Origin of the sequence: Amycolatopsis sp. FBCC-B4732 (assembly GCF_023008405.1) — a bacterium.
GTDB classification, from domain to species: Bacteria; Actinomycetota; Actinomycetes; order Mycobacteriales; family Pseudonocardiaceae; genus Amycolatopsis; species Amycolatopsis pretoriensis_A.
The window spans coordinates 6,740,488-6,764,659 of the sequence record NZ_CP095376.1; the positions used below are offsets into that span (position 1 = coordinate 6,740,488).

General features: G+C 73.5%; 25 protein-coding genes. 14 read left to right on the top strand and 11 right to left on the bottom strand.

The genetic code is table 11. The features are described from left to right. Positions 1-164: 164 nt before the first annotated feature. Positions 165-788: a hypothetical protein gene (locus tag MUY14_RS29515; RefSeq protein ID WP_247014029.1), complete on the top strand. Its 624-nt coding sequence runs from the start codon at positions 165-167 to the stop codon at positions 786-788. Here the strand turns inward: MUY14_RS29515 and MUY14_RS29520 are convergent. The 4 genes from MUY14_RS29520 to MUY14_RS29535 all read right to left on the bottom strand — a co-directional run bounded on the left by MUY14_RS29520 (position 772) and on the right by MUY14_RS29535 (position 6,149). Continuing rightward, positions 772-1,665, bottom strand: coding sequence for a TIGR03619 family F420-dependent LLM class oxidoreductase (locus MUY14_RS29520; RefSeq protein WP_247014031.1), 894 nt, complete (start codon positions 1,663-1,665; stop codon positions 772-774). The genes MUY14_RS29515 and MUY14_RS29520 overlap by 17 nt on opposite strands. 123 nt (positions 1,666-1,788) lie before the next feature. Beyond that, a complete protein-coding gene (locus tag MUY14_RS29525) occupies positions 1,789-2,973 on the bottom strand; it encodes an MFS transporter (RefSeq protein WP_247014033.1) in 1,185 nt (394 codons plus the stop codon). Continuing rightward, positions 2,966-4,240, bottom strand: a complete 1,275-nt coding sequence (locus MUY14_RS29530; RefSeq protein WP_247014035.1) for a glycosyltransferase family 2 protein — start codon at positions 4,238-4,240, stop codon at positions 2,966-2,968. The genes MUY14_RS29525 and MUY14_RS29530 overlap by 8 nt, the downstream gene beginning before the upstream one ends. Positions 4,241-4,250: 10 nt before the next feature. Continuing rightward, positions 4,251-6,149, bottom strand: coding sequence for an alpha/beta fold hydrolase (locus tag MUY14_RS29535; RefSeq protein ID WP_247014038.1), 1,899 nt, complete (start codon positions 6,147-6,149; stop codon positions 4,251-4,253). A gap of 139 nt (positions 6,150-6,288) precedes the next feature. Here MUY14_RS29535 and MUY14_RS29540 point away from each other — a divergent pair, with 139 nt between their 5' ends. The 4 genes from MUY14_RS29540 to MUY14_RS29555 all read left to right on the top strand — a co-directional run bounded on the left by MUY14_RS29540 (position 6,289) and on the right by MUY14_RS29555 (position 9,739). Beyond that, entirely contained in the window at positions 6,289-7,671 is a 1,383-nt protein-coding gene (locus tag MUY14_RS29540) for an FAD-binding oxidoreductase (RefSeq protein ID WP_247014040.1), read from the top strand. Continuing rightward, complete coding sequence (locus tag MUY14_RS29545) at positions 7,668-9,047, top strand: carboxylesterase/lipase family protein (RefSeq protein ID WP_247014042.1); 1,380 nt, start codon at positions 7,668-7,670, stop codon at positions 9,045-9,047. The genes MUY14_RS29540 and MUY14_RS29545 overlap by 4 nt, the downstream gene beginning before the upstream one ends. A 182-nt stretch (positions 9,048-9,229) precedes the next feature. Beyond that, positions 9,230-9,442 (top strand): DUF5988 family protein, encoded by a 213-nt coding sequence (locus MUY14_RS29550; RefSeq protein WP_247014044.1) that lies wholly within the window; start codon positions 9,230-9,232, stop codon positions 9,440-9,442. A gap of 123 nt (positions 9,443-9,565) precedes the next feature. Beyond that, complete coding sequence (locus tag MUY14_RS29555; protein WP_247014046.1) at positions 9,566-9,739, top strand: hypothetical protein; 174 nt, start codon at positions 9,566-9,568, stop codon at positions 9,737-9,739. A 110-nt stretch (positions 9,740-9,849) separates the two neighbouring features. Here the strand turns inward: MUY14_RS29555 and MUY14_RS29560 are convergent, their stop codons facing one another. Then, positions 9,850-10,521, bottom strand: coding sequence for a response regulator transcription factor (locus tag MUY14_RS29560; RefSeq protein WP_247014048.1), 672 nt, complete (start codon positions 10,519-10,521; stop codon positions 9,850-9,852). A 115-nt stretch (positions 10,522-10,636) separates the two neighbouring features. Between MUY14_RS29560 and MUY14_RS29565 the strand changes: the two genes are divergently transcribed. Beyond that, on the top strand, positions 10,637-11,269 hold the full coding sequence (locus tag MUY14_RS29565; protein ID WP_247014049.1) for a hypothetical protein: 633 nt from the start codon (positions 10,637-10,639) through the stop codon (positions 11,267-11,269). A gap of 6 nt (positions 11,270-11,275) precedes the next feature. Here the strand turns inward: MUY14_RS29565 and MUY14_RS29570 are convergent, their stop codons facing one another. Both MUY14_RS29570 and MUY14_RS29575 read right to left on the bottom strand, forming a co-directional pair. Continuing rightward, on the bottom strand, positions 11,276-11,941 hold the full coding sequence (locus MUY14_RS29570; protein WP_247014052.1) for a polysaccharide deacetylase family protein: 666 nt from the start codon (positions 11,939-11,941) through the stop codon (positions 11,276-11,278). Continuing rightward, positions 11,941-12,606: a glycoside hydrolase family 11 protein gene (locus MUY14_RS29575; RefSeq protein ID WP_247014054.1), complete on the bottom strand. Its 666-nt coding sequence runs from the start codon at positions 12,604-12,606 to the stop codon at positions 11,941-11,943. The genes MUY14_RS29570 and MUY14_RS29575 overlap by 1 nt, the downstream gene beginning before the upstream one ends. 197 nt (positions 12,607-12,803) lie before the next feature. On the opposite strand from MUY14_RS29575, the gene MUY14_RS29580 reads away from it, so the two are divergent. After that, the gene (locus MUY14_RS29580) at positions 12,804-13,130 is read left to right on the top strand and encodes a hypothetical protein (RefSeq protein WP_247014056.1); all 327 of its coding nucleotides are present in this window, start codon (positions 12,804-12,806) and stop codon (positions 13,128-13,130) included. Between the two features lie 40 nt (positions 13,131-13,170). Here the strand turns inward: MUY14_RS29580 and MUY14_RS29585 are convergent, their stop codons facing one another. Together MUY14_RS29585 and MUY14_RS29590 are read right to left on the bottom strand one after the other, a co-directional pair. Further along, positions 13,171-15,711, bottom strand: coding sequence for an ABC transporter permease (locus tag MUY14_RS29585; RefSeq protein ID WP_247014058.1), 2,541 nt, complete (start codon positions 15,709-15,711; stop codon positions 13,171-13,173). Beyond that, positions 15,705-16,439, bottom strand: a complete 735-nt coding sequence (locus tag MUY14_RS29590) for an ABC transporter ATP-binding protein (protein WP_247014060.1) — start codon at positions 16,437-16,439, stop codon at positions 15,705-15,707. Before MUY14_RS29590 ends, MUY14_RS29585 begins: the two co-directional genes overlap by 7 nt. Positions 16,440-16,564: 125 nt before the next feature. On the opposite strand from MUY14_RS29590, the gene MUY14_RS29595 reads away from it, so the two are divergent. The 3 genes from MUY14_RS29595 (at position 16,565) to MUY14_RS29605 (ending at position 18,668) form a co-directional block, all read left to right on the top strand. Next, positions 16,565-17,764 (top strand): sensor histidine kinase, encoded by a 1,200-nt coding sequence (locus tag MUY14_RS29595; RefSeq protein ID WP_247014062.1) that lies wholly within the window; start codon positions 16,565-16,567, stop codon positions 17,762-17,764. Continuing rightward, on the top strand, positions 17,752-18,405 hold the full coding sequence (locus tag MUY14_RS29600; protein WP_247014064.1) for a response regulator transcription factor: 654 nt from the start codon (positions 17,752-17,754) through the stop codon (positions 18,403-18,405). Before MUY14_RS29595 ends, MUY14_RS29600 begins: the two co-directional genes overlap by 13 nt. Positions 18,406-18,476: 71 nt before the next feature. Continuing rightward, on the top strand, positions 18,477-18,668 hold the full coding sequence (locus MUY14_RS29605; RefSeq protein ID WP_247014066.1) for a hypothetical protein: 192 nt from the start codon (positions 18,477-18,479) through the stop codon (positions 18,666-18,668). 90 nt (positions 18,669-18,758) lie between these two features. Here MUY14_RS29605 and MUY14_RS29610 read toward each other — a convergent pair whose 3' ends face one another. Then, positions 18,759-19,787, bottom strand: a complete 1,029-nt coding sequence (locus MUY14_RS29610; protein ID WP_396126871.1) for an MFS transporter — start codon at positions 19,785-19,787, stop codon at positions 18,759-18,761. Positions 19,788-20,121: 334 nt separating this feature from the next. Here MUY14_RS29610 and MUY14_RS29615 point away from each other — a divergent pair, with 334 nt between their 5' ends. Beyond that, on the top strand, positions 20,122-21,102 hold the full coding sequence (locus MUY14_RS29615) for a helix-turn-helix transcriptional regulator (protein ID WP_247014071.1): 981 nt from the start codon (positions 20,122-20,124) through the stop codon (positions 21,100-21,102). Between the two features lie 391 nt (positions 21,103-21,493). After that, positions 21,494-21,940 carry a peptidoglycan-binding protein gene (locus MUY14_RS29620; protein ID WP_247014072.1) on the top strand — a complete coding sequence of 149 codons (447 nt, stop codon included), beginning with the start codon at positions 21,494-21,496 and terminating at the stop codon, positions 21,938-21,940. A 51-nt stretch (positions 21,941-21,991) separates the two neighbouring features. Here the strand turns inward: MUY14_RS29620 and MUY14_RS29625 are convergent, their stop codons facing one another. Beyond that, positions 21,992-22,384, bottom strand: a complete 393-nt coding sequence (locus tag MUY14_RS29625; RefSeq protein WP_247014074.1) for an HPF/RaiA family ribosome-associated protein — start codon at positions 22,382-22,384, stop codon at positions 21,992-21,994. Positions 22,385-22,544: 160 nt separating this feature from the next. Here MUY14_RS29625 and MUY14_RS29630 point away from each other — a divergent pair, with 160 nt between their 5' ends. Beyond that, on the top strand, positions 22,545-22,961 hold the full coding sequence (locus MUY14_RS29630; RefSeq protein ID WP_247014076.1) for a hypothetical protein: 417 nt from the start codon (positions 22,545-22,547) through the stop codon (positions 22,959-22,961). A gap of 8 nt (positions 22,962-22,969) precedes the next feature. Beyond that, on the top strand, positions 22,970-23,665 hold the full coding sequence (locus MUY14_RS29635; protein WP_247014078.1) for a hypothetical protein: 696 nt from the start codon (positions 22,970-22,972) through the stop codon (positions 23,663-23,665). The last annotated feature ends 507 nt before the right edge of the window (positions 23,666-24,172 follow it).

Consider the following 24,172-nt stretch of genomic DNA (forward strand, 5'->3'; position numbering starts at 1 on the left):
GACGTGGGTGGACTCGCCGGGCGCCGGGTGTTCGCAGTGTGCAGGATGTTGTTCGATGTTGCAAGATACTGTGGTAGTTCGTTCATGATCGCGCATCGCGCAGGTGGCGGGCCTCCGCGGGTTTCGAGGACACTGGGAATCCGGACGGCCGCGGAGGAGAAGAGATGAGCGACCCGAGCACCCGGCGATTCCTGCACGGGGCGGCGGAACTGCTGCTGGCGGGCCCGCAGTGGCGGGCGGGCGAGCGGATCGACCTGCGCGTCGTCGAAGGCGGCTTCGCCACCGTCGTGGCGCCGGACCTGCGGGTGGTGGGCGGCGACCTCGTCACGCCGGAGACGCGCATCGCCCTGCACGGCCGGTCCTTCACCGAGGTGGCGGCGGAGGCGGGGATCGAGGCGGGCGCGCCGGCCGGGGTGTACGGCGATGGCCCGGGCGTCGGCGTCGAGGAGGTGCTCGCGCTGGACCCGGCCGCCGTGGCCGTGGTGCTGCGGGCCTTCGCCGACGGCGACCGCGCCTTGCGGGACTTCGCGCCGGAGGTCGTGCCGATCCTGTGGCCGGAGCACTTCGACGTCGCCGGCACGCTCGACGACGTCGACTACGGCGTCTCCCCGGGCGACGGTCACCTGGCCGAGCCGTACGCGTACGTCGGCCCGTTCGAGAAACGGGAAGGCGCGTTCTGGAACGCGCCCTTCGGTGCCGCGCGGCCGCTCGCCGAGCTGGACGGGGCCCCGGCGATCAAGGCCTTCTTCGACGAGGGCCGCGCGGCGTCGGTCAGCCCTGCGCGGTGAGCTCCAGCAGGCGGCCGGTGAGGTCGAGGTGCTCCTCGACGCTGCTGGTCAGGTAGCTGATGTCGACGAAGACCTCGTCCGGCTCGAGCACCGAAACGATCTTGACGACGGACTCGGCGACGAGCTCCGGCTTGGTCTCCGGAGCCGCGTTCACGCGCAGCGCGACGCCGAGCGTCCCCGGATCCCGGCCGGCCTGCTCGGCACCGGCGCGGAGCTTGGCGAGGGTGTCGGTCAGGACGTTCGCCGGAAACGCCTCGGGCACCGACCAGACGGGCAGCCACCCGTCGGCCCGCTCGGCGACGCGGCGCAGCGCCTTCTCGCCGAACCCGGCCAGGTGCACCGGCGGCTTCCGGACCGGCTTGAGGTCGACGTGGCTCTCGGCGATCGTGTAGCCGACGCCGGTGTGGGACACCAGGTCCTGGCTCCACCACTTGCCGAGCAGGTCGAGCAGGTCGTCCAGCCGCTTGCCGCGCTCGGACATCGGGATCCCGACGGCGTCGTACTCGTCCGGCGACCAGCCGATGCCGAGCCCGGGCAGCAGGCGCCCGTTGCTGGCGACGTCGAGGCTGGTCAGCAGCCGCGCGAAGTTGGCGGGCTGGTACTGCGTGGCGTTGATGGTGCTGGACCCGAGGATCGCCGTCTCGGTCACCGCGGCGGCGACCGCGAGCGCGGTGAACGGGTCCTGCGCGGTGTGGAATTCTTCGGGCATGGTGTCGGAACCCGGGTAGGGCACGACGGGGGCGACGGGCGAGAGCAGCCGGTCACCGACCCAGAGACTGGCCGCCCCGGCCCGCTCGGCTTCGCGCGCGTACCGCGCGATCCCACCCGGTGTGGCCGCCGCCTTGCCGAAGACCGGAAGGCTGAAACCAAGACGCATTGATTCTCCCCTGAAGAGCCAACGGACCGTACTGGTCCTGGTGCCACTAGTACTCGCATCTGGTTGCGTGTTCAAGCAGTTCCAGGGGATTCCCGATCTTGAAAGGCCGGCGTGGCGGCCGGGTCACGCCGCGCGCTGGTGGACCGCCTCCGGTTGCTCCGCCGGACGGGTCGCCGTTGCCAGCACCGCGATCGCGGCCAGCGGCACCACCAGCAACGCCAGTGCCGCGCTGATCCCCCACGTCTGCGCCAGCCAGCCGAACAACGCCGGCCCGGCCAGCACTCCCGCCTGGTGCAACGTCGAATACCGCGCGATCGCCAGGCTCGTGTTCCCGCCCGCCCCATGCCCGACCGCGCCGGAGATCACCGGGATCACCACCGCCAGGCCGCAGCCCTGGACCGCGAAGCCCGCCAGGCCGATCCACGGGTCCGGCGAAAGCACCGCGACCAGCACGCCCGCCACCGTCGCCGCCATGCTCCAGCGCAGCAACGACACCGGGCCGAGGATGCGGTGCGCGCGGTCGCCGAACACCCGCGTGAACGTCTGGGCCAGCACGAACACGAAGTACCCCAGCGAAGCCACTTCGACGGCCGCGCCGCGCTGCTCGCGCAAGAACACTCCGGACCAGCTCGAAACCGCGCCTTCGCACAACGCCGCCGCCGCGCCGAGGGCGCCCAGCACCAGGACCCAGCGCGTCCAGCCGGACAGCAGCCCCACCGGCTTGCGCGGTCCGCGTCGCACGGTCTCCGGCAACGCGTGCCGCCCGGCCACCAGCGCCAGCACGCACAACACGGCCGCGACGACGCCGAAGTGCACGCCCAGCGGCACTCCCGCCCGGATCGCGCCCAGCGAACCGAGCGAGCCCACCAGCGCGCCGGCGCCCCACACCGCGTGGAGGCCGCTCAGGAACGGGCGGCCCCCGGCTCGCTCCAGTTCGACGCCCTGGGCGTTCATCGCCACGTCGAGCAGGCCCGCCAGCAGGCCCCACCCCAGCATCGCGGCCGCCGCGGCGACCGGGCCCGACGTCACCGTGACCAGCACCGGGCACCACGGGACGAGCGCCGCCGTCCAGCGCAGGACCGTGCGCGTGTCCAGGTGCGCGGACAGGTGCCCCGCCACCTGCATCGCGATCAGCACGCCGACCGTCTGGAACAGCAGCACCGCGCCGAGTTCGGCGAAGTCCAGGTCCAGCGCCGTGCGCAGCTCCGGCACGCGCGTGAACCACGTGCCCAGCATGACGCCGACGACGAAGAACACCGTGGCGACGGCGGTCCGTTCCCGGCGCAGGGGAAGAACGGCGCTAGTCATCGGTTCCGGTGCCGTGCTCGAGGTCGCCGTAGCCCTGCTCGCCGGTCCACGTGCCGACCGGGACGTGCGCGTTGAACGGCGCCCCGTCCTCGCGCCGCATCGCCGGGCGCCGGTGGGCCAGGTGGACGAACACGTCGTCGAACTGGATCGCCGTGCCCGCGGTGGCGACGCGGTAGAGCATGTCCTCGTCCTCGCCGCCCCAGCCGCGGTAGCGCTCGTCGAGCCCGCCGACTTCGGTGAACAGCTCCGGGGTGAGCCACAGGCACGCACCCGGCACGTCCCGCAGCAGCAACCCGCGCGCGCCCGCGAGCGGGACGTCGGCGGAACGCCCGGCGCAGCGGTCCTCGATCAGGCGGTCGCTCGCCTGCGCGTCCAGCGACAGCATTTCCGTGTGCGGCAGGTGCGCGTCGTGGCCGTGCTCGGCGAAGCGCGCGTGGTTGCGCCGCAGGAAGTCGCGGTCGACCAGGATGTCGGCGTCGAGCAGGCACAACGTACGGGCGGCGCCGAGGGTGTGGCGGACGCCCGCGTTGACCGTCCACGACTTGTTGAACAGGCCGTGCCCGGTGACGTGCAGGTAGTGGTCGGCCAGCGGCTCGATCCGGTCCCGCCACCGGGGCTTCTCGTCGAATTCCACCACGGTCACCCGGTAGTCCGACGCGGGCATCGTCTGGTCGCGCAGGGCGAGCAGGCACGCCATCAGGTTGCGGATCCGGCCCGCGCCGTCGCGGTCGGAGATCGGGACGACGACGAGCACCTCGTCTCCGCGCCCGTCCGGACGGTTCGGCGCGCCGGCGGCGAGGCCGGTCAGCCGCTCGACGTCGGCGGTCCGCGCGTCGAGCGTGTAGTCCGGGCCGCGGAAGTAGTTGATGTAGACGTTGTCGTCGGCGACGTCGGCCCGGGCGGCCAGTTCCCCGGCCAGGGCCGGGTCTTCCTCGAACAGTTCCGCCACCCGCGCGGCCAGGGCGCGCTCGGCGTCGGCGTCCGTCGGGTGCGCGACCAGCCGCCGGTAGGCGAGGTCGCTCCCCAGCCGGGTGCCGATCGGGCCGGCCACCGCGCGGTAGAAGCGTTCGCTGTGCATCCAGTAGTCCGCGGCCACGTCGGGCACCGCCGGGTCGAGCGTCAGGACGACGTAGCTCGTCACGCGCGCGGCGAGGTCGCCGGTCGCCGGCTCGGCCCGCCGGTAGGGCGAAACCGCCGCGAACGTGCCGTCACGCCCCGGGCGCGTCGGCTCGATCCGCATCGGGTTCGCCGCCCGCAGCTCGCACATCGGGCTGCAGTCACAGGGGTGTGGTTGCACGGGGAAGCCGCCCTTCGGAGCCGGAGGTGTGGCGGACCAGGGCCGGGACCAGGTCCGGCCAGTCCACTTCGGACAGTTCGTGGCCGGTGCGGCCGAGGATCCGCAGTGCCGCGCCGGGGATCGCCGCCGCCAGCGCGTGCGCGTGGGCCACAGGGTGGATCGGGTCGTCGGCGCCGTGCACCACCAGCGTCGGCGCGGTGATCCGGCCGAGCCGGGGCCGCCACGGCGCGCCGTGGTCGAGGTAGGCGTGGTTGCCCGCGGACTCGAGCGTGCCGCCGGCGCGGGCGAACACCCGGGCCGCCACCCGCCGGTGCGCGTGCTCGTCGAAGTCCCGCCCGGCGAGGAGCCTCGCTCCCGCCACCAGGTGTTCGACGACCGAGTCGCGGTCGGTCCAGTCCGGCGGCTCGACGTCGGCCAGCGCGGTCAGCACGCGCAGCGCCGGCGGCGGCAGGTCGGGGCCGTCCGCACCCTCGCCGGGGCTGGTGGCCATCAGCGTCAGCGACGCGATCCGCGCCGGCTCGGCCAGCGCCGCGACCTGCGCGATCATCCCGCCGAGCGAAATCCCGACGACGTGCGCGCGCTCGACGCCGAGCGCGTCGAGCACGCCGAGCGCGTCCGCGGCCAGGTCCCGCAGCTCGTAGGGCGGCTCGCCGGGCGGGTAGTGCACCGACCGGCCGGTGTCGCGGTGGTCGTAGCGGATGACGTACCGGGACCCGGCGGCGAGCAGTTCGCAGAACCCGGCGTCCCACGCCAGCATCGACGCGCCCGACCCGGCCACCAGCAGGATCGCCGGGTCCGCCGGGTCACCGAAGGTCTGCACGCAGAGGTCGACGCCGTTGGCGCGCACGACCCGGTCGCGCCCCGGCACGTCCACCACGAGCGGCAGGTCGTCGAGCAGGTCGCGGAACACCGCGGCGTACGCGGCCCGCTCGGCGGGCATGCCGTGGGTGCGCCGGACGTGCTCCCGGCCGTTGCGCCGCAGCCGCCGGGCCAGCACGTCGTCGTCGAGCAGCCGCCGCACCTGGGTGCGCAGGCCGTCGCGGTCGGCGAACACCAGGCCGGTGGCGTCGTGCTCGACCAGGCACGTGTTGCCGGGGATGTCCCGCACGACGACCGGGCAGCCGACGTCCATCGCTTCGAGCAGCGCGTTCGGGCTGCACTCCGATGTCGAGGTGTTGAGCACCGCGGTCGCCTCGCGCATCGCGGCGTGCAGGTCGTCGCGGTCCAGCGCGCCGACGTACCGCACCGCCGGGCTGTCCCCGCAGCGCCGCCGCACCATGGCCTCGTAGTCCTCGTCGTAGGAGACGCCGGCGATGACGAGCCGGACGCGCTCGTCCTCTTCGTGCAGCCGCTTGACGCAGTCGATCGCGAACAGCGGGTCCTTGACCGGCCGCAGCCCCGCGGGCAGGAGCAGCAGCTTCGCGTCGGCGCCGACGCCGAGCGCGCGGCGCAGCGAGTAGTCCGACGGCGTCGTCTCGACACCCTGCGGGATGCACCGCACCTTGTCGGCGACCTGCGGCCACAGCTCGCGGCTGCGCCGGACGAAGTCGTCGTTGAACGCGACCAGGCCGGCTGCGCGCTCGACCGCCTGGGTCATCACCTGGTGGAACACCGGTTCCAGCGCGTACTCGTTGAGGTCCGTGCCGCCCAGGACGAGCACGTACGGGAGGCCGATCTCGAGGAACGTGCTGCCGCTCAGCAGGGCGTGCGTGCCGACCATCGCGAGCACGTCGCCGTCCTCGGCCACCGCGGACACGGCGGCCTCGTGGGGCTCGAGCCGGACCGCGTGCCCGCCGGCGGACAGGTGCCCGGCGATCCGCCGCGTCGTCGTGTCACCACCACTGGCCGCGGGGCTGTGGAGCAGGGCTAGCAGTTTCATTTCACCACCCCAGTCGGGAATTTCACCACTCGGAGAGGAAGCTGCGGATCAGGGTGGCAGCTCTTCGTCAAGGGGAACGTCTCCTCGATTGCCCGTGCGAAACGCACGTCTCGCGGGGTGCGTCGGATAGGTTCCGGAGGTGCTGATCGACGATCTGACCGCCGCGCTGCCCGACGACCGGCTGGTCCGCGACCCCGACGTCGTGCGGAGCTTCGCCCACGACGAGGCCGAATGGGCGCCGTACGCGCAGCCCGCCGTGGTCGTCCGGCCGCACACGGCCGAGGAGGTCCAGGCCGTGGTCCGGGCCTGCCTGCGCACCCGCACCCCGCTCGTCACCCGCGGCGCCGGGACCGGGCTGTCCGGCGGGGCGAACGCCGTCGACGGCTGCGTCGTGCTGGTCACCGACCGGCTCACCGCCGTCAAGGAGATCAACGAGCCGGAGCGGTACGCCGTGGTCGAGCCCGGGGTCGTCAACGAAGACCTGCGGGCCGCGTGCGCCGAGCACGGCCTCTGGTACCCGCCCGACCCGGCCAGCTCGCCGTGGTCGACGATCGGCGGGAACGTCGCCACCAACGCCGGCGGCGTCTGCTGCGTCAAGTACGGCGTCACCCGCGACTACGTGCTGGGGCTGCAGGTCGTCACCGGCACCGGCGAGCTCGTCCGGCTCGGCCGCCGCACCGCCAAGGGCGTCGCGGGCTACGACCTGACCGGGCTGCTGGTCGGCTCCGAGGGCACGCTGGGCGTGGTCACCGAGGTCACCGTCCGGCTGCGGCCCGCCCGCGCCGCCGAGCGCACCGTCGCCGGCTACTTCGGGTCCACTGTGGACGCCGGGCACGCGGCCGCCGCGATCGCCGCGGCCGGCGTGCTGCCTTCGGCGCTGGAGCTCGTCGACCGGCACTGCCTGGCCGCGGTGGACGCGTGGAAGAACATGGGCTTGAGCGCCGACGCCGAAGTCGTGCTCCTCGCCCGCACCGACGCACCGGGTGCCCTCGGCGAGCACGAAGCCGCGGAGATCCTGGCGTGCTTCGAGCAGGCCGGCGCGACGTGGGCCGCGCAGTCGACCGACCAGGCCGAGGCGGACGCGTTGTTCGCCGCGCGCCGGCTGGCCTACCCCGCGCTGGAACGGCTCGGGCCGCTGCTCACCGAGGACGTCTGCGTCCCCACCCAGGCCGTGCCCGAAATGCTCGCCCGGATCGACGCGGCGGGGCGGCGGCACGGCGTGCACATCGCGAACGTGGCGCACATCGGCGACGGCAACCTGCACCCGCTGCTCGTCACCCCGGCCGGCGACGACACCGCGCGCGCCAACGCGCAGGCCGCGTTCGAAGACATCATCGCCGACGCGCTCGACCTCGGCGGCACGGTCACCGGCGAGCACGGCGTCGGCCTGCTCAAGCGGCCCGGGCTGGCCCGCGAGCTCGGCCCGGAGGTGCTGGACCTGCACCGCGCGATCAAGAACGCCCTCGACCCGCATGGGATCTTCAACCCCGGCAAGGTCTTCCCCGAAGGGACACCCGCATGATCGTCCGCACGCCCGCCGGTCAGGTCCGCGGCGAAGCCACCGCCACCGGCTTCCGCTTCCGCGGCATCCCGTACGCCGCCGCGCCCGAGGGCGCGCTGCGGTTCGCCCCGCCCGCCCCGGCCCCGGCCTGGGACGGCGTGCGGGACGCCCGCGCCGCCGGGCCCACCGCCCCGCAGCGGCACCGCGAGATCCCGGGCCTCGACCTGTCGGCCGTCGTCGGCGACGGCTGGCGGCCGGGCCCGGAGTACCTGACCGCCGACGTCTGGACGCCGGACCCGGGCGCCGGGAACCTGCCGGTGCTGGTGTTCCTGCACGGTGGCGCGTTCATCGGCGGCACCGGCTCGGCACCCGTGTACGACGGGACGGCGTTCACCCGCGCCGGCGCGGTGCTGGTCACCGTGCAGTACCGGCTCGGCATCGACGGCTTCCTCCCGCTCGGCGGCGCGACCAACCTCGGCCTGCGCGACCAGCTGGCCGCGCTGCGGTGGGTCCGGGACACCATCGCCGCGTTCGGCGGCGATCCCGGCAACGTCACGCTCTTCGGCGAGTCCGCGGGCGCGATCAGCGTCGCCTGCCTGCTCGGTTCCCCGCTCTCCGAAGGACTTTTCCGCCGCGCGATCGTCCAAAGCGGACACATGAACCTGGTGCGCGGGCGCGCGGAGCTCGACCGGCTCACGAAGACCGTCTCGGCCGGGCTGGGCGTCCGACCGACCGCCGCGGCGTTCCGGGAACTGCCGACCGAGCGGCTGCTCGGCGCGCAGGACGCGCTCCTGAAGCCCGGCGGCACGCCCGACCTGCGCGACACCGGCGGCCGGGACCACGGGTTCGGCCTCAGCCCGTTCCTGCCCCTGGTCGGCGACGACGTCCTGCCGGTCCACCCCGGCGAGGCGATCCGGGGTGGCGCGGGCGCGGGGGTCGACCTGGTCGCGGGTGCGTGCCGCGAGGAGATGCGCCTGTACTTCGGCCCGAGCGGCCTGCTCGACGTGCTCACCGAGGAGCAGGCGGTGGCCATGCTGTCGGCGTCGCACCCGGACGCGGCGGGCGTGCTCGGGCGCTACGGCCTCGGGGCCGGCCGGACGGCGGGCGAGGTGTTCGTCGAGGCCATGACCGACCTGGTCTTCCGCGACGGCGTCGCGGAGCTCGTGGCCGCACACCAGGGCCGGTCGTTCCGGTACGACTTCGCGTGGCAGGCGCCGAAGCTCGGCGCCTGCCACGGCATGGAACTGCCGTTCGTGTTCGATTCCCTGGCCGCCTCGACGTCGTTCACCGGGCCCGGTGCCCCGGCGGAGCTGGCCCGCGAAGTCAACGGCGCGTGGGTGCGCTTCGCCGCCACCGGCGACCCCGGCTGGGGCGCGGAACCGGCCGTCCTGGGCTGAAGCAACCCCTATCCCCGTTCGGAGAAAACCCTTACAAATGCCGGGTCAACCCCTGTTCTGGTCATTTCCCGGATAGGAGCCGGACATCTTGACACGGCGAACGACCGTCAGGCATCGTCGAAGAGACGCAGGCCACACTTCCTGCTTTTCCTCCGCGTAGACGAGCCCACGGAGAATCAATCATGACGAATATCAAAGTGACGCTTTCCGGTGGTCCCGCCGAGCTGATCGAGCGGCACCGTGAATGGACGGTCGGCAGCATCGGCGAAGTCGCGAAGGTCAGCTTCGGCGCCGGCTACGAGCACTTCTCCCACGAAGGCGAGTTCACGACGGGCACCGCGGGCGACCCGGTACCGGTGTTCGCCTGGTGCGGGCGCACCAGAGTCGCCGAGTGACCTGCGTGCGGTGTCTCCACCCGGATCTCCACCCCGCGGAGGTCCTCTTCCACCCGTGACCGGCGTTAGCTTCCTCCTCGTCGGGTGCCGCAGCGAGCGGCACCGGGGGAAGGGGAATCCGCGATGGGTGAAGTACTCGGTTTCATGCTGCTCCGTTTCGCCATCATCGGCGGCGGGATCCTGTTGTTGATCCTGCTGCTCGGCGTGGTCGTGTTCGCGCTCAAGAAAGCGGGCCGGTACGACCGGGCGAAGGAGGTCGGCGGTAAAGCGCTTCGTTACCGATCCGGCCAAAAGTAGGCCGCCGCCGCAGCGTCACGCAACCGTTGTCGCGGGCCGATCCGGCCGTGGCTGTGGCCGGATCGGTAACCAACGGCGCAGTCCTGAACGAGCGCGGAAAATCGTGACCGTCAGTCGTGGTCGAGGCCGTGCCGCACGGCGTAGCGCATGGCCTCGATCCGGTTGCGGGCGCCGATCTTGGCGAACGCGTTGTTGATGTGCGTTTTCACGGTCGTCTCGGCGACGAACAACGCGGCCGCGATCTCGCCGTTGCTCAGCCCGGCGGTGATCAGGCCGAGCACTTCGGCCTCGCGGGCGGTGAGCCCGTCCGGCGGGCTTTCCCGGCGCGGGGCGGCTTTCCGCGCGCCCGGGCCGAGCAGCGCGCCGGCGACCCGGTGCGAGACCTCGGCACCGAACGTCAGCTGCCCCGCGGCCACGGCCCGCAGCGCGGCCCCGATTTCGGCGCGGCCCGCGTCCTTGGTCAGGTACCCGCGCGCCCCGGCGGCCACCGCGCCGGCGATCGAGGCGTCGTCGGCGTACGTCGTCAGCACCACGACGGCGACGCCCGGGTGGTCCCGGGTGATCCGCCGGGTCGCTTCGACCCCGCTCAGCACGGGCATGTTGAGGTCCATCAGCACGACATCGGGGTCGAGCCGCGAGACGAGTTCGAGCGCCTGCGCGCCGTCCGCCGCGGTCCCGGTCACCTCGACGTCGTCGAGCAGGTCCAGCAGCGCGGCCAGCCCTTCGCGCACGGCCTGCTGGTCATCGGCCACGATCACCCCGATCGGCCGCGGCTCGCCCATGGTCCCCTCCCGCGCCGGTTCCACCGGAAACGCTACCACCGGCCGGGCCGGGTCCACTGTGGATGACAATGGCGGGATGCCGACTCGTGAACACGTGCGAACCCATGGATGGCGCGTGGCGCTCGTGGCGGCGGCGATCGCCGTGGTCCCCTTCGCGCGGAACGACCCCTTCGCGGCGGTCTTCGGCCTGCTCCCGATCCTCGTCTGGGCGTACTCGCCCCGCTCACCGTGGACCGGCGTGGTCCTCGTGGCCCTGCTGGCGTGGTTCGTGCTCCCCCGCGAACTGGACGCGACCGGCCGGTGGGTCCCGGCGGCGATCGAGGTGTACTGGCTGTACCCGCTCGTGGCCGCGGTCGCGTGGGCGGCCCTCGAACGGCGGAACTTCGGGCGGCTCACGGCCGTGGTACTCACCGGGTTCGCCGTCACCTGCGGGGTCCTGGTCACCGGCTGGCAGGCCGCCCCCGGCGCCGAAGGCGTGTCGCCCGGTCCACCGGGGCTGCGGATCGCGCAGGACATCGGCTGCGGTTCGGGCGGCTGCTGGCGTGTCCTGACGGCCACCGGCGACCGGGCTCCGGAAGTGGTGGCCGGGTACCTGACGGCCAAGAACTTCACGCCGGCGCCGGAGAGCGACATCACGCGGGTGCCCCGCTTCTGCCGGACGGTCGGGCTCCTGGTGACCCACCAGACGTGCGCCGAGGTCCGCCCACTGGGGCCGGCCTCGGCGCGCGTCGAGTGGTACGTCGACTGAACCCGGTCAGCCCGGCGCCACCGCCCGGCCCGTCGACGGCGAGATCATCCCCGCGCACAGACCCCGGCTCGCCAGGTTCTGCGCGATGCGCGGGATCGCCGTCAGGGTGTTGGCCGGCCATTCGTGCATCAGGATGATCTGGCCGTTCTGCAGCCGCCCGTTGGCCTGGACGATCGCGTCGACGCTCGCGTTGTTCCAGTCCTGGGAATCGACGTCCCAGATGATCTGGCGGAGGCCGTACTTCGCTTCCACCGCCTGGACCGTCCCGTTCGTTTCCCCGTAGGGAGGGCGGAACAGCCGAGGCGTGCCGCCGCCCGCGGCCGCGATCGCCTGCTGCGTGCGGGAAATCTCCGAGTCGACCTGGGCCTGGCTCTGCTGGGTCAGGTGCGGGTGCGTGTAGCTGTGGTTGCCCACCCACATCCCCGCGCTCACCTGCGCGCGGACCTGGGCCGGGTACGCGGCCGCGTACTGGCCCTCGTTGAACATCGTGGCCCGTAACCCGTTCTGCCGCAACGCGTTCAGCAGCGCCGGGGTCTTGCCCGACGACGGTCCGTCGTCGAACGTCAGGCCGACGTACCCGCCGCACGCCGCCGCCTGGGCCGGCGCACCCGCGCACACGCTCGCCGCCGCCAGCACCGCGGCGGTCAGCACAATCCTCGTGGCACGCATCATCAGCCCACCGTCAGGTTCGAGTTGCCGCTGCTCTGGTAACCCTCGGTGGCGAGGATCATGTAGTAGTTGAAGCTGCCCATCCGCATGCCGTAACGGGCCCACGCGTCGAAGTGGTTGCCGGTGGTGATGGTGCCGCCGGTCTTCTTCTGCTGCCGGACGCTCCAGTACTGGTTGAACGTCTTGGTCCCTTCGACGGACGGCGCGTTGTAGCGGGTCGTCTGGTAGATGTCGTAGGTCCCGCCGTCGCTGGTCACCGTCCCCTTGTACGTCCCGGTGGGCCGGTAGGTGCCCCAGTTGTCGACGATGTAGTACTCGACCAGCGGGTTGGACGTCCAGCCGTAGAGCGCCAGGTAGCCGTTGCCGGAGGGGTTGAAGCTGCCGGAGTAGTTCACCGTGCGGCGGCTGCCGTTGCTCCAGCCCTTGCCGCCGACGAAGTTCCCGACGTTGCTCCAGTTCATCCGGTAGTTGCCGCCCGAGCCGAGCGTCATGCTGACCGAGCCGCCGCCGTCGGTCCAGAACGAGTAGTAGTACCCGTTGTTGTTCCCGGTCTGGCTGGTCGTGATGACGGTGTCGGCCCTGGCGGTGCCGGGCAGGAAGGTGGCGATCAGCGCCAGGACGGCCCCACCGGCGAACACCCTGCCGCGGCCGCGTTTCTTGGTGAGCATGCTTCCTCCTCGTCGAGGACTGGGGATGGCGAAAGCATGCGAGCTGCACCGGCGGTGGGGCAATAACTTTCGGAAAGTTTCGATGCTCCCGCGGCCCGGTCTTTCCGTCAACCCCTATGAATTCAGGGGGAATTGCCGCGCCCGGAAAGCGCTAGCGTCGGCACCGCACTGTTTTCTACCCAACGGGGGGTTCCACGATGAAACGCATTGCGGCGACGGCGGCACTCGGACTGGCCTTCGCGGCCCTGCCCCTGGTGGCCGGCCCGGCGTCCGCGTCGGAGTCGGTCACCTGCGGCAACTACACGACGCAGGGGGCGGCCGGGCCCAGCGCGCGCGACTACCACTGGGGCAACTGCGGTTCCGCCGCCACGAAGATCAAGGTCTATTCCCTGACCTACGGCGGTGCGTTCAAGACGCTGGTCGGCGAAAAGTGCGTCGCCGCCGGCACCGCGGCCCTGATCGGGCAGACGACGCAGTACCTCGTGTCGTCCTACACCGGCGAGGACACCGGCGCGGCCTGCTGAACCGGTGCGGGGCGGGCCACCCGGCCCGCCCCGCACTCCCCTATTCGCGCAGCCCGATCGCGTCGATCGGCCTGGCGCGCAACGCGACCCTCGTCGCGACCCCGATCGCCACCATCCCCAGCAGCACCGCACCGCCGGTGATTCCGAAGTAGACGGACAGCGGGCCGGCCGGCAGCGGGGTTCCCCGCAGCCCGGCGTTGAGCAGCGCGAGCGGCACCACCGCGACGAGCGTCCCGAGCACCACCGCGATCCCGACCGTGGCCACCGCTTCGAGCCGCATCATGCGGGTCACCTGGCGGCGCGTCGTGCCCACCAGCCGCAGCAGCGCGAATTCGCGGCCGCGTTGCGCCGTCGTCAGCACCAGCGTGTTGGCCACCGAAATCGCCAGGTACCCCACGATGACGCCGACCGCGACCAGGTTCAGGTAGAACTGCGCCTGCCGGTCGCCGCCCTCCGGCGCGGACGCCGACGCCGCCGGGGCCACCACCAGACCCGGGTACGGCAGCGCGCGCAGGGCCGAGGCCACCGCTTCCGCGTCCGCCCCCGGTTCGCGCCGGACCAGCACCGAGTCGTCGAGGCGGCCGCCGGTGTGCTGCCGCGCCAGCTCGACCGGCAGCACGAAGTCGCCGAACGCGAGGTCGTGCGTGTACGTCGCCACCACCCGCAGCTTCGCCGGCACGCCGTCGCCGAAGTAGAACTCGACCTCGTCGCCGGGCTTCTTGTCCAGCCAGTCCGCTTCCGAGCGGCTCAGCGCCACCGCGTCGCCGGTCAGGTCGGTGAGCCGCCCGGCGTCGACGCCGAGTTCGAGCGCGCCCCCGGCCTGGTCGGCCGCGAGGCCCTGCGCCGGCTTCCGCTGCACCTCGACGCTGTCTCCCACGGTGGACGCGGTGAGCACGGACGTCCGGACCACCGGCGTCGCCACGGCCACGCCCGGCACCCGCCGGACCGCCGCCGCGACCTCGGGCGAGACCCCGCCCGGGCCGGCCAGCACGTAGTCCGCGGTCGTCGACCGCTCCGCCTCCTGCCGCGCGGCTTCGGTGCTCGACGTCTGGCTGTAGAACGTGGCCAGCGCGAACGCCACCGCCAGCATCAGCGGGGTCACGGCCGCGGCCACGCGCCGGGCGTTGGCGTGCGCGTTCGCGCCCGCCAGGTACCCGCTGATCCGCCAGACCCGCGCCAGCACCGGCACGAGGAACCGCACCACCAGGCCGGTCACCTGCGGGCCGACCACGGCCAGCCCGATCACGACGACGAGCGTCGACATCGTCGAGGTGGCGGTCGCCACGTCACCGCGCAGGAACAGCGGGACCAGCGCGCCGCCGAAGCCGGCGAGCACCAGGCTCCAGCCGGTGATCAGCCGGGCGCGGCCGAGCTCCCGCCGTTCCACCGCGGCCTCGGTCAGCGCCTCCACCGGGTTGATGGTCGACGGCCGCCGCGACGCCGCCCAGGCGGCCAGCCGGGCCGCGCCCAGGCCGAGCAGGAGCGCGGCGACGAGCGGGATCGGGCTGATGGCCAGGCCGAAGTCGGCCGGGACCACGCCGATCGCGGCGAAGGCGTCCCGCAGCCCGGACGCGACCGCGAGCCCCAGCACGCTGCCGAGGACGCCGGCGGCGAGCGCGATCACCGTCGTTTCGGTGCCGATGAGCTTGCGGATCTGCCGCGGGGTCGCCGCGACCGCGCGCAGCAGCGCGAACTCCCGCCGCCGCTGGTTGATGGTCAGGGCCAGCGTGCTCGCGACGACGAACACCGCGACGAGCAGCGCGAAGCCGCCGAACGAGCCCGCGATCGCCAGCAGCAGCGTCCGCGTCTGGCTGACGTCGAGGAATTCGACGCTGCTGCGCTCGACGCCGGTGGTCACCTCGGTGCCGGGCGCGACCGCGCGCACTCGCTCGGCGAGGGCCTCCGGGGCGACGCCGGGGTCGGCCAGCACGCCGATCGCGTGCGCCTGCCCGGGCCGTCCGGCCAGCTCCACGGCCTTCTCCGGGGTGAAGAACACCGCCGGCTGCCGGGCCATCGCGTCGACGATCCCGCTCACCCGGAACACCGACGGCGTCGAGCGCGTCGCGATCCGGACCTGCCCGCCGACGCCGACCCCGGCGTCCCGCGCCAGCGCGGCGTCGAGCACGACTTCGCCGGGCGCCCCGGGGGCCTGGCCGCCGCGCAGGGTGAAGGGCGCCAGCACGGCCGCGTCCCAGTTGTGGCCCAGCGACTCGGCGCCGCCGAGCACCCGGCCGTCGCCGGTCACGACCCGCGCCGGGAAGCTCTGCTCCGCCACCGCCGTGCGCACGCCGGGGAGCCCGGCGATCCGCCCGGCCAGCTCGGCCGGGACCGCGGGCTGCTCGCCGACCTGCTCGAACGAGAGGGCGTCGGCCCCGGGCGGCCGGACGGTCTGGGCGCCGCCGACGACGACGGCCGCGGCGGCGTAGCGCTGGGTGGGGACCCCGGCGCGCAGGCCGGATTCCATGAGGACCCCGCAGGCCGCCACGAGGGCGGTCCCGCACAGGATCGCGACGAAGGCGCCGGCGAACCCGCCGAGCCTGCTCCGGATCGTCTGCCAGGCGAGGGACAGCACGCTCACCACTCCCCGAGGTGCGTCATCCGCTCCGCGACCCGCTCGGGGGTCGGGTGCGGGAGGTGACCGGCCAGCTTGCCGTCGGCCAGGAACAGCACGCCGTGCGCGGCCGAAGCCGCGACCGGGTCGTGGGTGACCATCAGGACGGTCTGCCCCATGCCCTCGACGACGTCGCGGAGCAGGTCCAGCACCTGCCGCCCGGTGCGGGTGTCCAAGGCGCCGGTCGGTTCGTCGGCCAGCACCACCTCGGGCCGGGTGACCAGCGCCCGCGCGATCGCCACGCGCTGCTGCTGCCCGCCGGACAGCTCGGCCGGCCGGTGCTCGAGCCGCTTCGCGATCCCCACGCCCTCGACGACCTCGCGCAGCCACCGCGGGTCCGGCTTCTGGCCGGCGAGCCGCAGCGGGAGCGTGATGTTCTGCAGCACGTTCAGCGCCGGCAGCAGGTTGTAGGCCTGGAAGACGAACCCGATCCGGGTGCGCCGCAGCCGCGTCAGCTCGGCTTCCTTCATCTTGCCGATCTCGGTGCCGCCCAGCAGCACCCGCCCGGACGTCGGCCGGTCCAGGCCGGCCGCGCAGTGCAGGAAGGTGCTCTTGCCGGAGCCGGACGGCCCCATCACCGCGGTGAACGTGCCGCGCGCCACTCCCGCCGACACGCCGTCGAGCGCGGTGACGGCGCCGTCACCGGAGCCGTACACCTTCCGCACGCCGGCCAGTTCCACGGCATACGCTGTCGTCATCGAAATCCCCTTTGCTTGCCTTGCACCGAAAACTAGGCGGGCGGGGCCGGGAGCTCGATCCCGTGGACGGGTGGATCCGGGGTAGCGCCAGCACCACCACGGCGGTGGGGTGGGACACTGGCGGCGTGACGACCCGCCTGCGCGCGTGCTGGTCGGCGGTCCGTTACCTGGTGGTCGGCGCCGGCACTTCGATGCTGTCGATCTTCGCCGTCGCCGGCCTGTTCGCCGTGCTGCTGCTGTGCCCGTTCGGCGTCGGGATCCCGTCGGTGGCCCCGGCGATCCGGCTGTCGCGGTGGCCGGTCGGGGTCGACCGCCGCCGGGCCGCGCGGGCGCTCGGTGCCCCGATCCCCGAGCCCTACCGCGACGGCTCCCCGCTGAAGGACCCGGCCACCCGCCGCGACATCGCGTGGCTGGCGATCCACGCCGCGACCGGGGTGTTCCTCGGGACGTTGGCGGTCGGGCTCCCGCTCGGCGTGGTCCAGCAGCTCGTGACGGCCTTCGTGTGGCCCGCGGTGCCCGGCGGGATCGAGGGGTCCGTCGGGCTGGTGGTGAACTCGTGGCCGCGCGCCGGGCTGACGCTGCTCGTCGGCGCCGCCTTCGCCGCGTTGACGCTGCTCCTGCCCCGGCTCGCGCGCTGGCAGGCCCGGACCGCACGGTCGTTGCTCGCGCCCGGCCCCGGCGTGGTCCTCGCCGACCGGGTCGCCGAACTGACCGCGACGCGGGCGGCGGCGCTGGAGGCGCACGGCGCCGAGCTGCGCCGGATCGAGCGCGACCTGCACGACGGCACGCAGGCCCGGATCGCGGCGGTCGTGCTGCAGCTGGGCGTTGCCGGCCAGCTGTACGACCGCGACCCCGCCACCGCGCGCGAGCTGCTGGTGAAGGCCCAGGACACGGCGACCGACGCGCTGGCCGAGCTGCGCACGGTGGTCCGCAGCATCCACCCGCCGCTGCTGAGCGAGCGCGGCCTGGCCGGCGCGGTCCGCGCGCTGGGCGAGCGCAGCCCGGTCCCGGTCACCGTCACGGTTTCCGACGACACCGGCCGCCCGGCCGCGGTCGAGGCCGCCGCGTACTTCGTCGTCGCCGAGGCGCTGGCCAACGTGACCAAGCACGCCGACGCGTCCCAAGTGGACATCACGCTGAGCGGCCCGCCGGGCTTGCTGTGCCTGGAAATCCGCGACGACGGCCGCGGTGGCGCGGACGAGTCCGCCGGGAGCGGCCTCGCCGGGATCCGCCGCCGCGCCGAGGCCTTCGACGGAACGCTGAGCCTGACCAGCCCACCCGGTGGGCCGACCGTGCTGCGAGTGGAGCTGCCATGCGGGTCGTGATCGCCGAGGACGACGCGCTGCTGCGCGAAGGACTCGCGCTGCTGCTGAAGACGTCGGGCATCGAGGTGGTCGCCGCGGTCGACAACGCGGAGGACTTCCTCGCGTTCGTCGAAGGCGACCGGCCCGACGCCGTCGTGATGGACGTGCGGATGCCCCCGACCCACCGCGACGAAGGACTGCGCGCCGCCGTGCGGGCCCGGGAGATCCACCCGGGACTGCCGGTGCTGGTGCTGTCCGCGCACGTGGAGACGAGCTACGCGGTGGAGCTGCTCGCCGACGGCGTCGGCGGGGTCGGCTACCTGCTCAAGGAGCGCGTCGGCAAGGTCGAGCGGTTCATCGACGCGCTCCGGCGGGTCGCCAAGGGCGGCACGGCGATGGACCCCGAGGTGATCGGCCAGCTGATGGCCCGCCGCCGGGCCGCGGACCCCCTGGCCGCGTTGACCGCCCGGGAGCGCGAGGTGCTGGCGCTGATGGCCGAGGGCTACAACAACGGCACGATCGCGGAACTGCTGGTCGTCAGCGACGGCGCTGTCCTCAAGCACATCCGCAACATCTTCGCGAAGCTCGGTCTGCCCTCGGACGAAGGCGGGCACCGGCGGGTGCTGGCCGTGCTGGCGTACCTGCAGCGGGATGCGGGGTAGCGCAGGCACCACCCCGCATCCGGGTGCTGACGGCATCGATCCCGGCCCGCCGGATCCCTAACGTTTCCGGCATGACCGAAACCCGCCCCACCACCACCGCCGCCCCCATCCTCCTTTGGCTGGTCCTGCTCGTCAGCGGAGCCGCGAACGCCGCGGGCCCGCTGATCGGCCTCGACTTCACCATCCGGATGGTGGCGGGCGGCATCGCGATCGTCGCGATCGCGGGCTTGATCACCTACTACGTCCGGCGCCGGCGGGGGTGAACCACCAACGCCGCGGCGAGCACCGGACCCGGCGTCGCCCCCTCACCGTCCGCAGGGTCGCCGCGGCATCGCCATCACCGGCCTCACCCACTACGTCCGGCGCCGTAAGGCGTGAACCACCAACGCCGCGGCGACCAGCGCCGCGGCCGGCCAGAACGGGCTCGCCGCGGCCCCGGCGAGCACCGGACCCGCCGTGGCCCCGGCGTTGAACGCCGCGGTCGCGTACGACCCCTTCATCGTCGGGGCGCCCTCGGCCAGCCGCAGGATCCGGGCGATCACCGTGCCGCCCACCGCGAAGGACAGCGCGCCTTGCGTGAAGGCGAGCGTCACGAACGCCGCCGGGACGTGTGCGGTCAGGGCCAGCGCGACCCACCCGGCCAGCAGGAGCGGACCGCCGACGGTGACGACCCGCCCGGGCCACCGGTCGGCGAGCCGGCCGGCCGCGGTGATCCCGGCGAAGCACCCCACCCCGAAGGCACCCAGCACCACCGGCACCGGGGCGACACCGGCGGCCGCCGGTGCCAGGTAGGTGAAGACGCCGAACGTGGCCGCGTTGACGAGCGCGCCGGTCAGCAGCACCCCCGACAGCGGCCGCAGCTCGGCCAGCTCGGCGCGGAGGCCGGCCGGCTTGGGGCCCGCCGCCGTGTCGGGGATCCACCAGAGCGCCGCGAACGCGGGCAGGCACAGCAGCGTGACGGCCCAGAACGCCGGCCGCCACCCGAGCAGCGCCCCGCCGGGGATGCCGACGACGCACGCCACCGTCGTGCCGCCCAGCAGGACGGCGAGCGCCCGGCCGGGCCGTTCCAGGGCCGCGGCGACGGTCAACGCGACGGCGAGGAACCCCGCGTTGGCGACGGCCGCCACCACCCGCGTCGCGACGAGGACGCCGAACGACGTCGTGAGGCCGCCGACGACGTGCATCGCGACGAAGACGGCGAGGAAGCACACCAGCGCGGTGCGCCGCCGCCACGACCGCGAAAGCGCGGCCACCACCGGCGCTCCGGCGACCATCCCGGCGGCGAAGGCGGACGTCAGCAGCCCGGCTTGCGCGAGCGAGACGTCGAAGGCGGCGGCGATGCCGGGGACGAGCCCGGCGAGCATGAATTCGGACGTCGCCATGGCGAACACGGCCACGGCGAGGAGGTACAGAGGCACGGAAGCTCCAGGGAACACGAGATCGACAGGACGATTTCGTGGTCACCCGGTGACCCGGGAACGGGAAGTTATCGGGCCGCCGGGAAGACCGGCAGCCCGGCCTTGGACGCTTCGGGGCTCGACACGGCACCGAGGTTACCCGACCGGCGCCAGGGGGCCGGAATCGCGTCCGAAGCAGCGGAAAACAAGAGCATCCGCCAATTTGCCCGACGAATCTCCGCCGTTTCTGCCACGGGTAGCGAAATGGCGCGCGACTCCGATGTCACCCATGGAGTCGTAGACCCAGGGGGGAACCACGATGCCGTACTTGCGCATTCATTTCACCGAGGTCGATCTGGGCCGCACCCGGCTCGCGTCGCGGATCGACCACATGTGGGAGATCGTGAACGCGGTGCAGCTGTTGCAGCACCGGGAAGGCGGCCTGTACTTCGACGGCTGGCGGCGGCGGGTCCGCCAGGAAGCGTTCGCCGAACCCCGGCTGCAGCGGCTCCTGCACACGCTGCTGCCCATCGCCCCGCACGCGGAGTACTTCCCGGATTTCCTGACCCCGGCGGGGGAATTCGACGATCTCGACGACGCGCTCGACGCGGTGGTGTCCGTGCCGAAACCGCGGCTGCGAAGGGAAATGGCTTTGCTGGGCGGCGAGTCGGCGCCGCTGCGCGCCATCGCCGGCGGCGGGGCGCCCGCCCTGCGCGGACTGCGCGCGGCGCTGGGCGGGTTCTACCGGGTGGCCGTCCAGCCGCGGCTGGCGGTGGTCGAAGCCGCCCGGCACGCCGACCTCGCCCGCCGGCTGCACACGCTCGGGCACGACGGCGTCGAGGCGGTGCTGACCGGGATCACACCCGGTGCGGTCTGGGAGCCGCCGGTGCTGAGGCTGCCCTACGTGGTCGACAGCGACCTGCTGCTCGCCGGCCGCGGGCTGCGGCTCGTGCCGTGCTACTTCTCCCTGCAGCGCCCGGTCGCGCTCGCCGACCCCGCACTGCCCCCGACGCTGACCTTTCCCTTGGACCCCACCACCCGGCTGCTCGCCCCGGAACACCGCCCGGGCGACCACCTCGGTGCACTGGTCGGCACCACCCGCGCGGCGATCCTGCGGCTGGCGATGGACGGCTGCAGTTCCCGCGAGCTGATCCGCCGCACCGGCGTGGCCCCGGCGACGGTCACCCACCACACGACGATCCTGCGCGACGCGGGCATGATCGCCACCCACCGGGACGGCACCGTGGCGTCGCACCACATCACGCCGCTGGGCCTGCAACTGCTCCACCGATCCGGGTGACGCGCACGCTTTCGACGGACCCGCGCCGAGCAGCCGATGGGGAGGCCGGTCGGCCGCCACCGGCATCAGCGGCGCCACACGCACCGGCCCGCGACCCCACCGCCACCGGCGCGGCGAGCAGGTCAAGCTCCTCCCGCGGGTCCCGGTCGTCCACCACGGCATCGGCCGGCCCCCCGGCTCCAGAGTGCGCACCTGCTTTCGACGGACCCGCGCCGAGCAGCCGGCGGGGAGGCCGGTCGGCCGCCACCGGCATCGGCGGCGCCGCACGCTCCAGAACGCGCGCCCCCTTTCGACGAGGATCGAACGCCCCGTACCGGCCGCCTCCGCGAGGGGAGACTCCAGGCGTCCCGACCGACGACCCCTGCCGAACAGGGGGAGAAAGGACCGGAGAATGCGGATCACACGGGGAATCACCAGGGGCGTCGTCTACGGCGCCATGATCCTTTCCGCGCTCGTCGCGGCACCGGCGGCGCAGGCGGCCACGCCGGCGGCCCACCCGGGCACCGCCTCGGCGGCGAGCGTGCCCGACCGGCGGCTGCACCCGCCGGAGGTCAGCCCGGCGGTGTCGTGCGGGTACTACTCGGGCAAGGTGGAAACCGTCCGGGGCAACACCGGCAACCGCGTCCGGGAAGTGCAGTGCCTGCTGCTGCACTGGGGGTACAGCGTGGGTTCGTCGGGCGTCGACGGCGACTTCGGCCCGGCCACGGAGTCGGCCGTGAAGGCGTTCCAGGCGGACACCTACACCGTCTGCGGCCCGCCCGGCCTGGTCAGCGACGGCCGGGTCGGCACGCACACCTGGAGCGCGTTGCGCGCCCCGGACAGCTGCCCGACCGAGTAACCGGCACCGGCCCGGCTCCCGCCCCGAGGCGGAGCCGGGCCGGCCCGGCGGTCAGTCCCGCTGCTCGTCGAGCACGCCGACCTGGTCCGGGTCCTCCGGCGCGGGCATGTGCCGGATGCTTTCGCTGCCCTTGTGGTCGTGCGCGCGCTCGTACCGGGAATCCAGTACCCGCCCCAATTTGTGCGCCGCACCGGCGTAGGCATCGTCCACAGTGGCCGCGTGGTGGGTGACCGCGATCGGCTGCTTGCCGCCGGGGCGCGCCTCGATCACGCACTTCTTGTCTTCCGGTTTGCCGCCGCCGTCTTCGCTCAGGTGCACCTCCACCCGGGTCAACCACCCGCCGAACCGGGAGAGGTTGTTCTCCAGGTCGGTGCTGACGAAGCCGGCCAGCCGCTCGCCGCCGTGGATGTTGTGGTCGGTGTTGACCTGGATCTGCACGAGCACCCTCCAAAGCGGGACAGCGATGATTACGGTCAGTACCACGGGAGCGAACGCCTCAAACCGTCTTCGCCGAACGCCCCACGCGAAGCGCCGTCACCGAATAGGATCGGCGCGGCCCAGCCCGGACGTCCCGACCTCCGGCGGCGAACGGTGGAGGACAGGCATGTCGCAGTTTTCGTTGACGATCATCGAAATCATCCCCCGGGTGCTGCTGCTGGTCGTGGGCCTGCTCGGCTTGGTCTTCTCGGTCAAGGGCCGCGCCAAGGGGGTGTCCGGCCTGATGGTGGCCGCCTTCGCCGTCATGCTCGCCACGACGGTGGCGGGCATCGCGTGGCAGTTCGTGGCGTTGGACGCGGCGACCTGGAGCCGGTCCGAGCACCTCTCCGTCGCCGACATCCAGCTGATCTTCCTGGTGGTGGGCATCGTGTTCGACGTGGCCGCGGCGCTCTCCTGGCTCCTGGTCGCGATCGCGGTCGTCAAGGGCGGCCGCCCGGCCGCCTTCGCGCAGCCGTACCCGGGTCCGGCCGGCTACCCGGTGGCGCAGCCGGGCTACCCGCACCCCCAGCAGCCGCCGAACTAGGCGTCCCGGTGCCCGGCCTCGTCGAACTGGCCTACACGACCGGCGGCGGCGTCGTCGGTGCGGCGCTGACCAACTACTTCGCCAAGGTCCAGGACCGGCGCGGGCTGCGCGCCGAGGTCCACCGGCAGCTGGCGGCGGTCCGCGAGCTCAGCGGCGGCATCCGCGGCGTGGCGATCGGCGCGGCTCCCCCGGCGCCGGGGGACGCCCGTCAGGCATCCATCGCCGCCGAGCTGGGTATCGCCGCGCTCCTCGAGGACGGCACGGACGCCCGGAACGCACTGCGCGCGGCCCTCGCGGACCTGCTGACCGCCGCCCTCGTCGCGGGCGTACCCCGCCGGGTGGCGGACTTCGCCGGCGGCGCGCACGAACGCCTCTTCGAAAGCGAGCTGGCGCGGACGATCGACCGCCGGGCCGGCAGCGTGCTCGGCGCCGAGGCGGACCGGCTGGTCAGGACGGCGCAGGAGTACCAGACGGCGGCCGCGGCCCTGCTGCTGGCGGTGCTCTGGCGCCCGTGGCGGACCCGGCCGCGGTTGCGCCGCCGCATCGCTGCGCTGCGCGCCGAGGTGGGATCGCTGCACCTGCTGCAACGGCAGGCGATCGCGGTGCTCACGCGGCCGGAACACGCGGCCACGCTGTACGCGCGGCTGGACCCCGACGGGCGACGCTGGGAGACGTGGGGGCTCGAGCCGCCTTCGCACGCTTGAACCGCAGCCGGAACAGGGCGCCACCCGCTACGAGCGGCCCGGCCCCGACCGACGCTGAGCCTCGAGCGCCTTCACCCGCCTGCCGGAACACCTGCGGGCTCCGGCCCACCACCCGCTCGACCGCAGCCGGCACACCACCACCCGAGGTCAGCCACCGCCCGAAACTCGCCCGAACACGTGCGGCCTCCACCCCACCGGCCGCTCGACCGCAGCCGGCACACCACCACCCGAGGTCAGCCACCGCCCGAAACTCGCCCGAACACGTGCGGCCTCCACCCCACCGGCCGCTCGACCGCAGCCGGCACACCACCACCCGAGGTCGCCCGCCGCCCGAAACTCGCCTGAACACGTGCGGCCTCCGGCCCACCACCCGCTCGACCGCAGCCGGCACACCACCACCCGAGGTCGCCCGCCGCCCGAAACTCGCCTGAACACGTGCGGCCTCCGGCCCACCACCCGCTCGACCGCAGCCGGCACACCACCATCCGAGGTCGCCCGCCGCCGCCC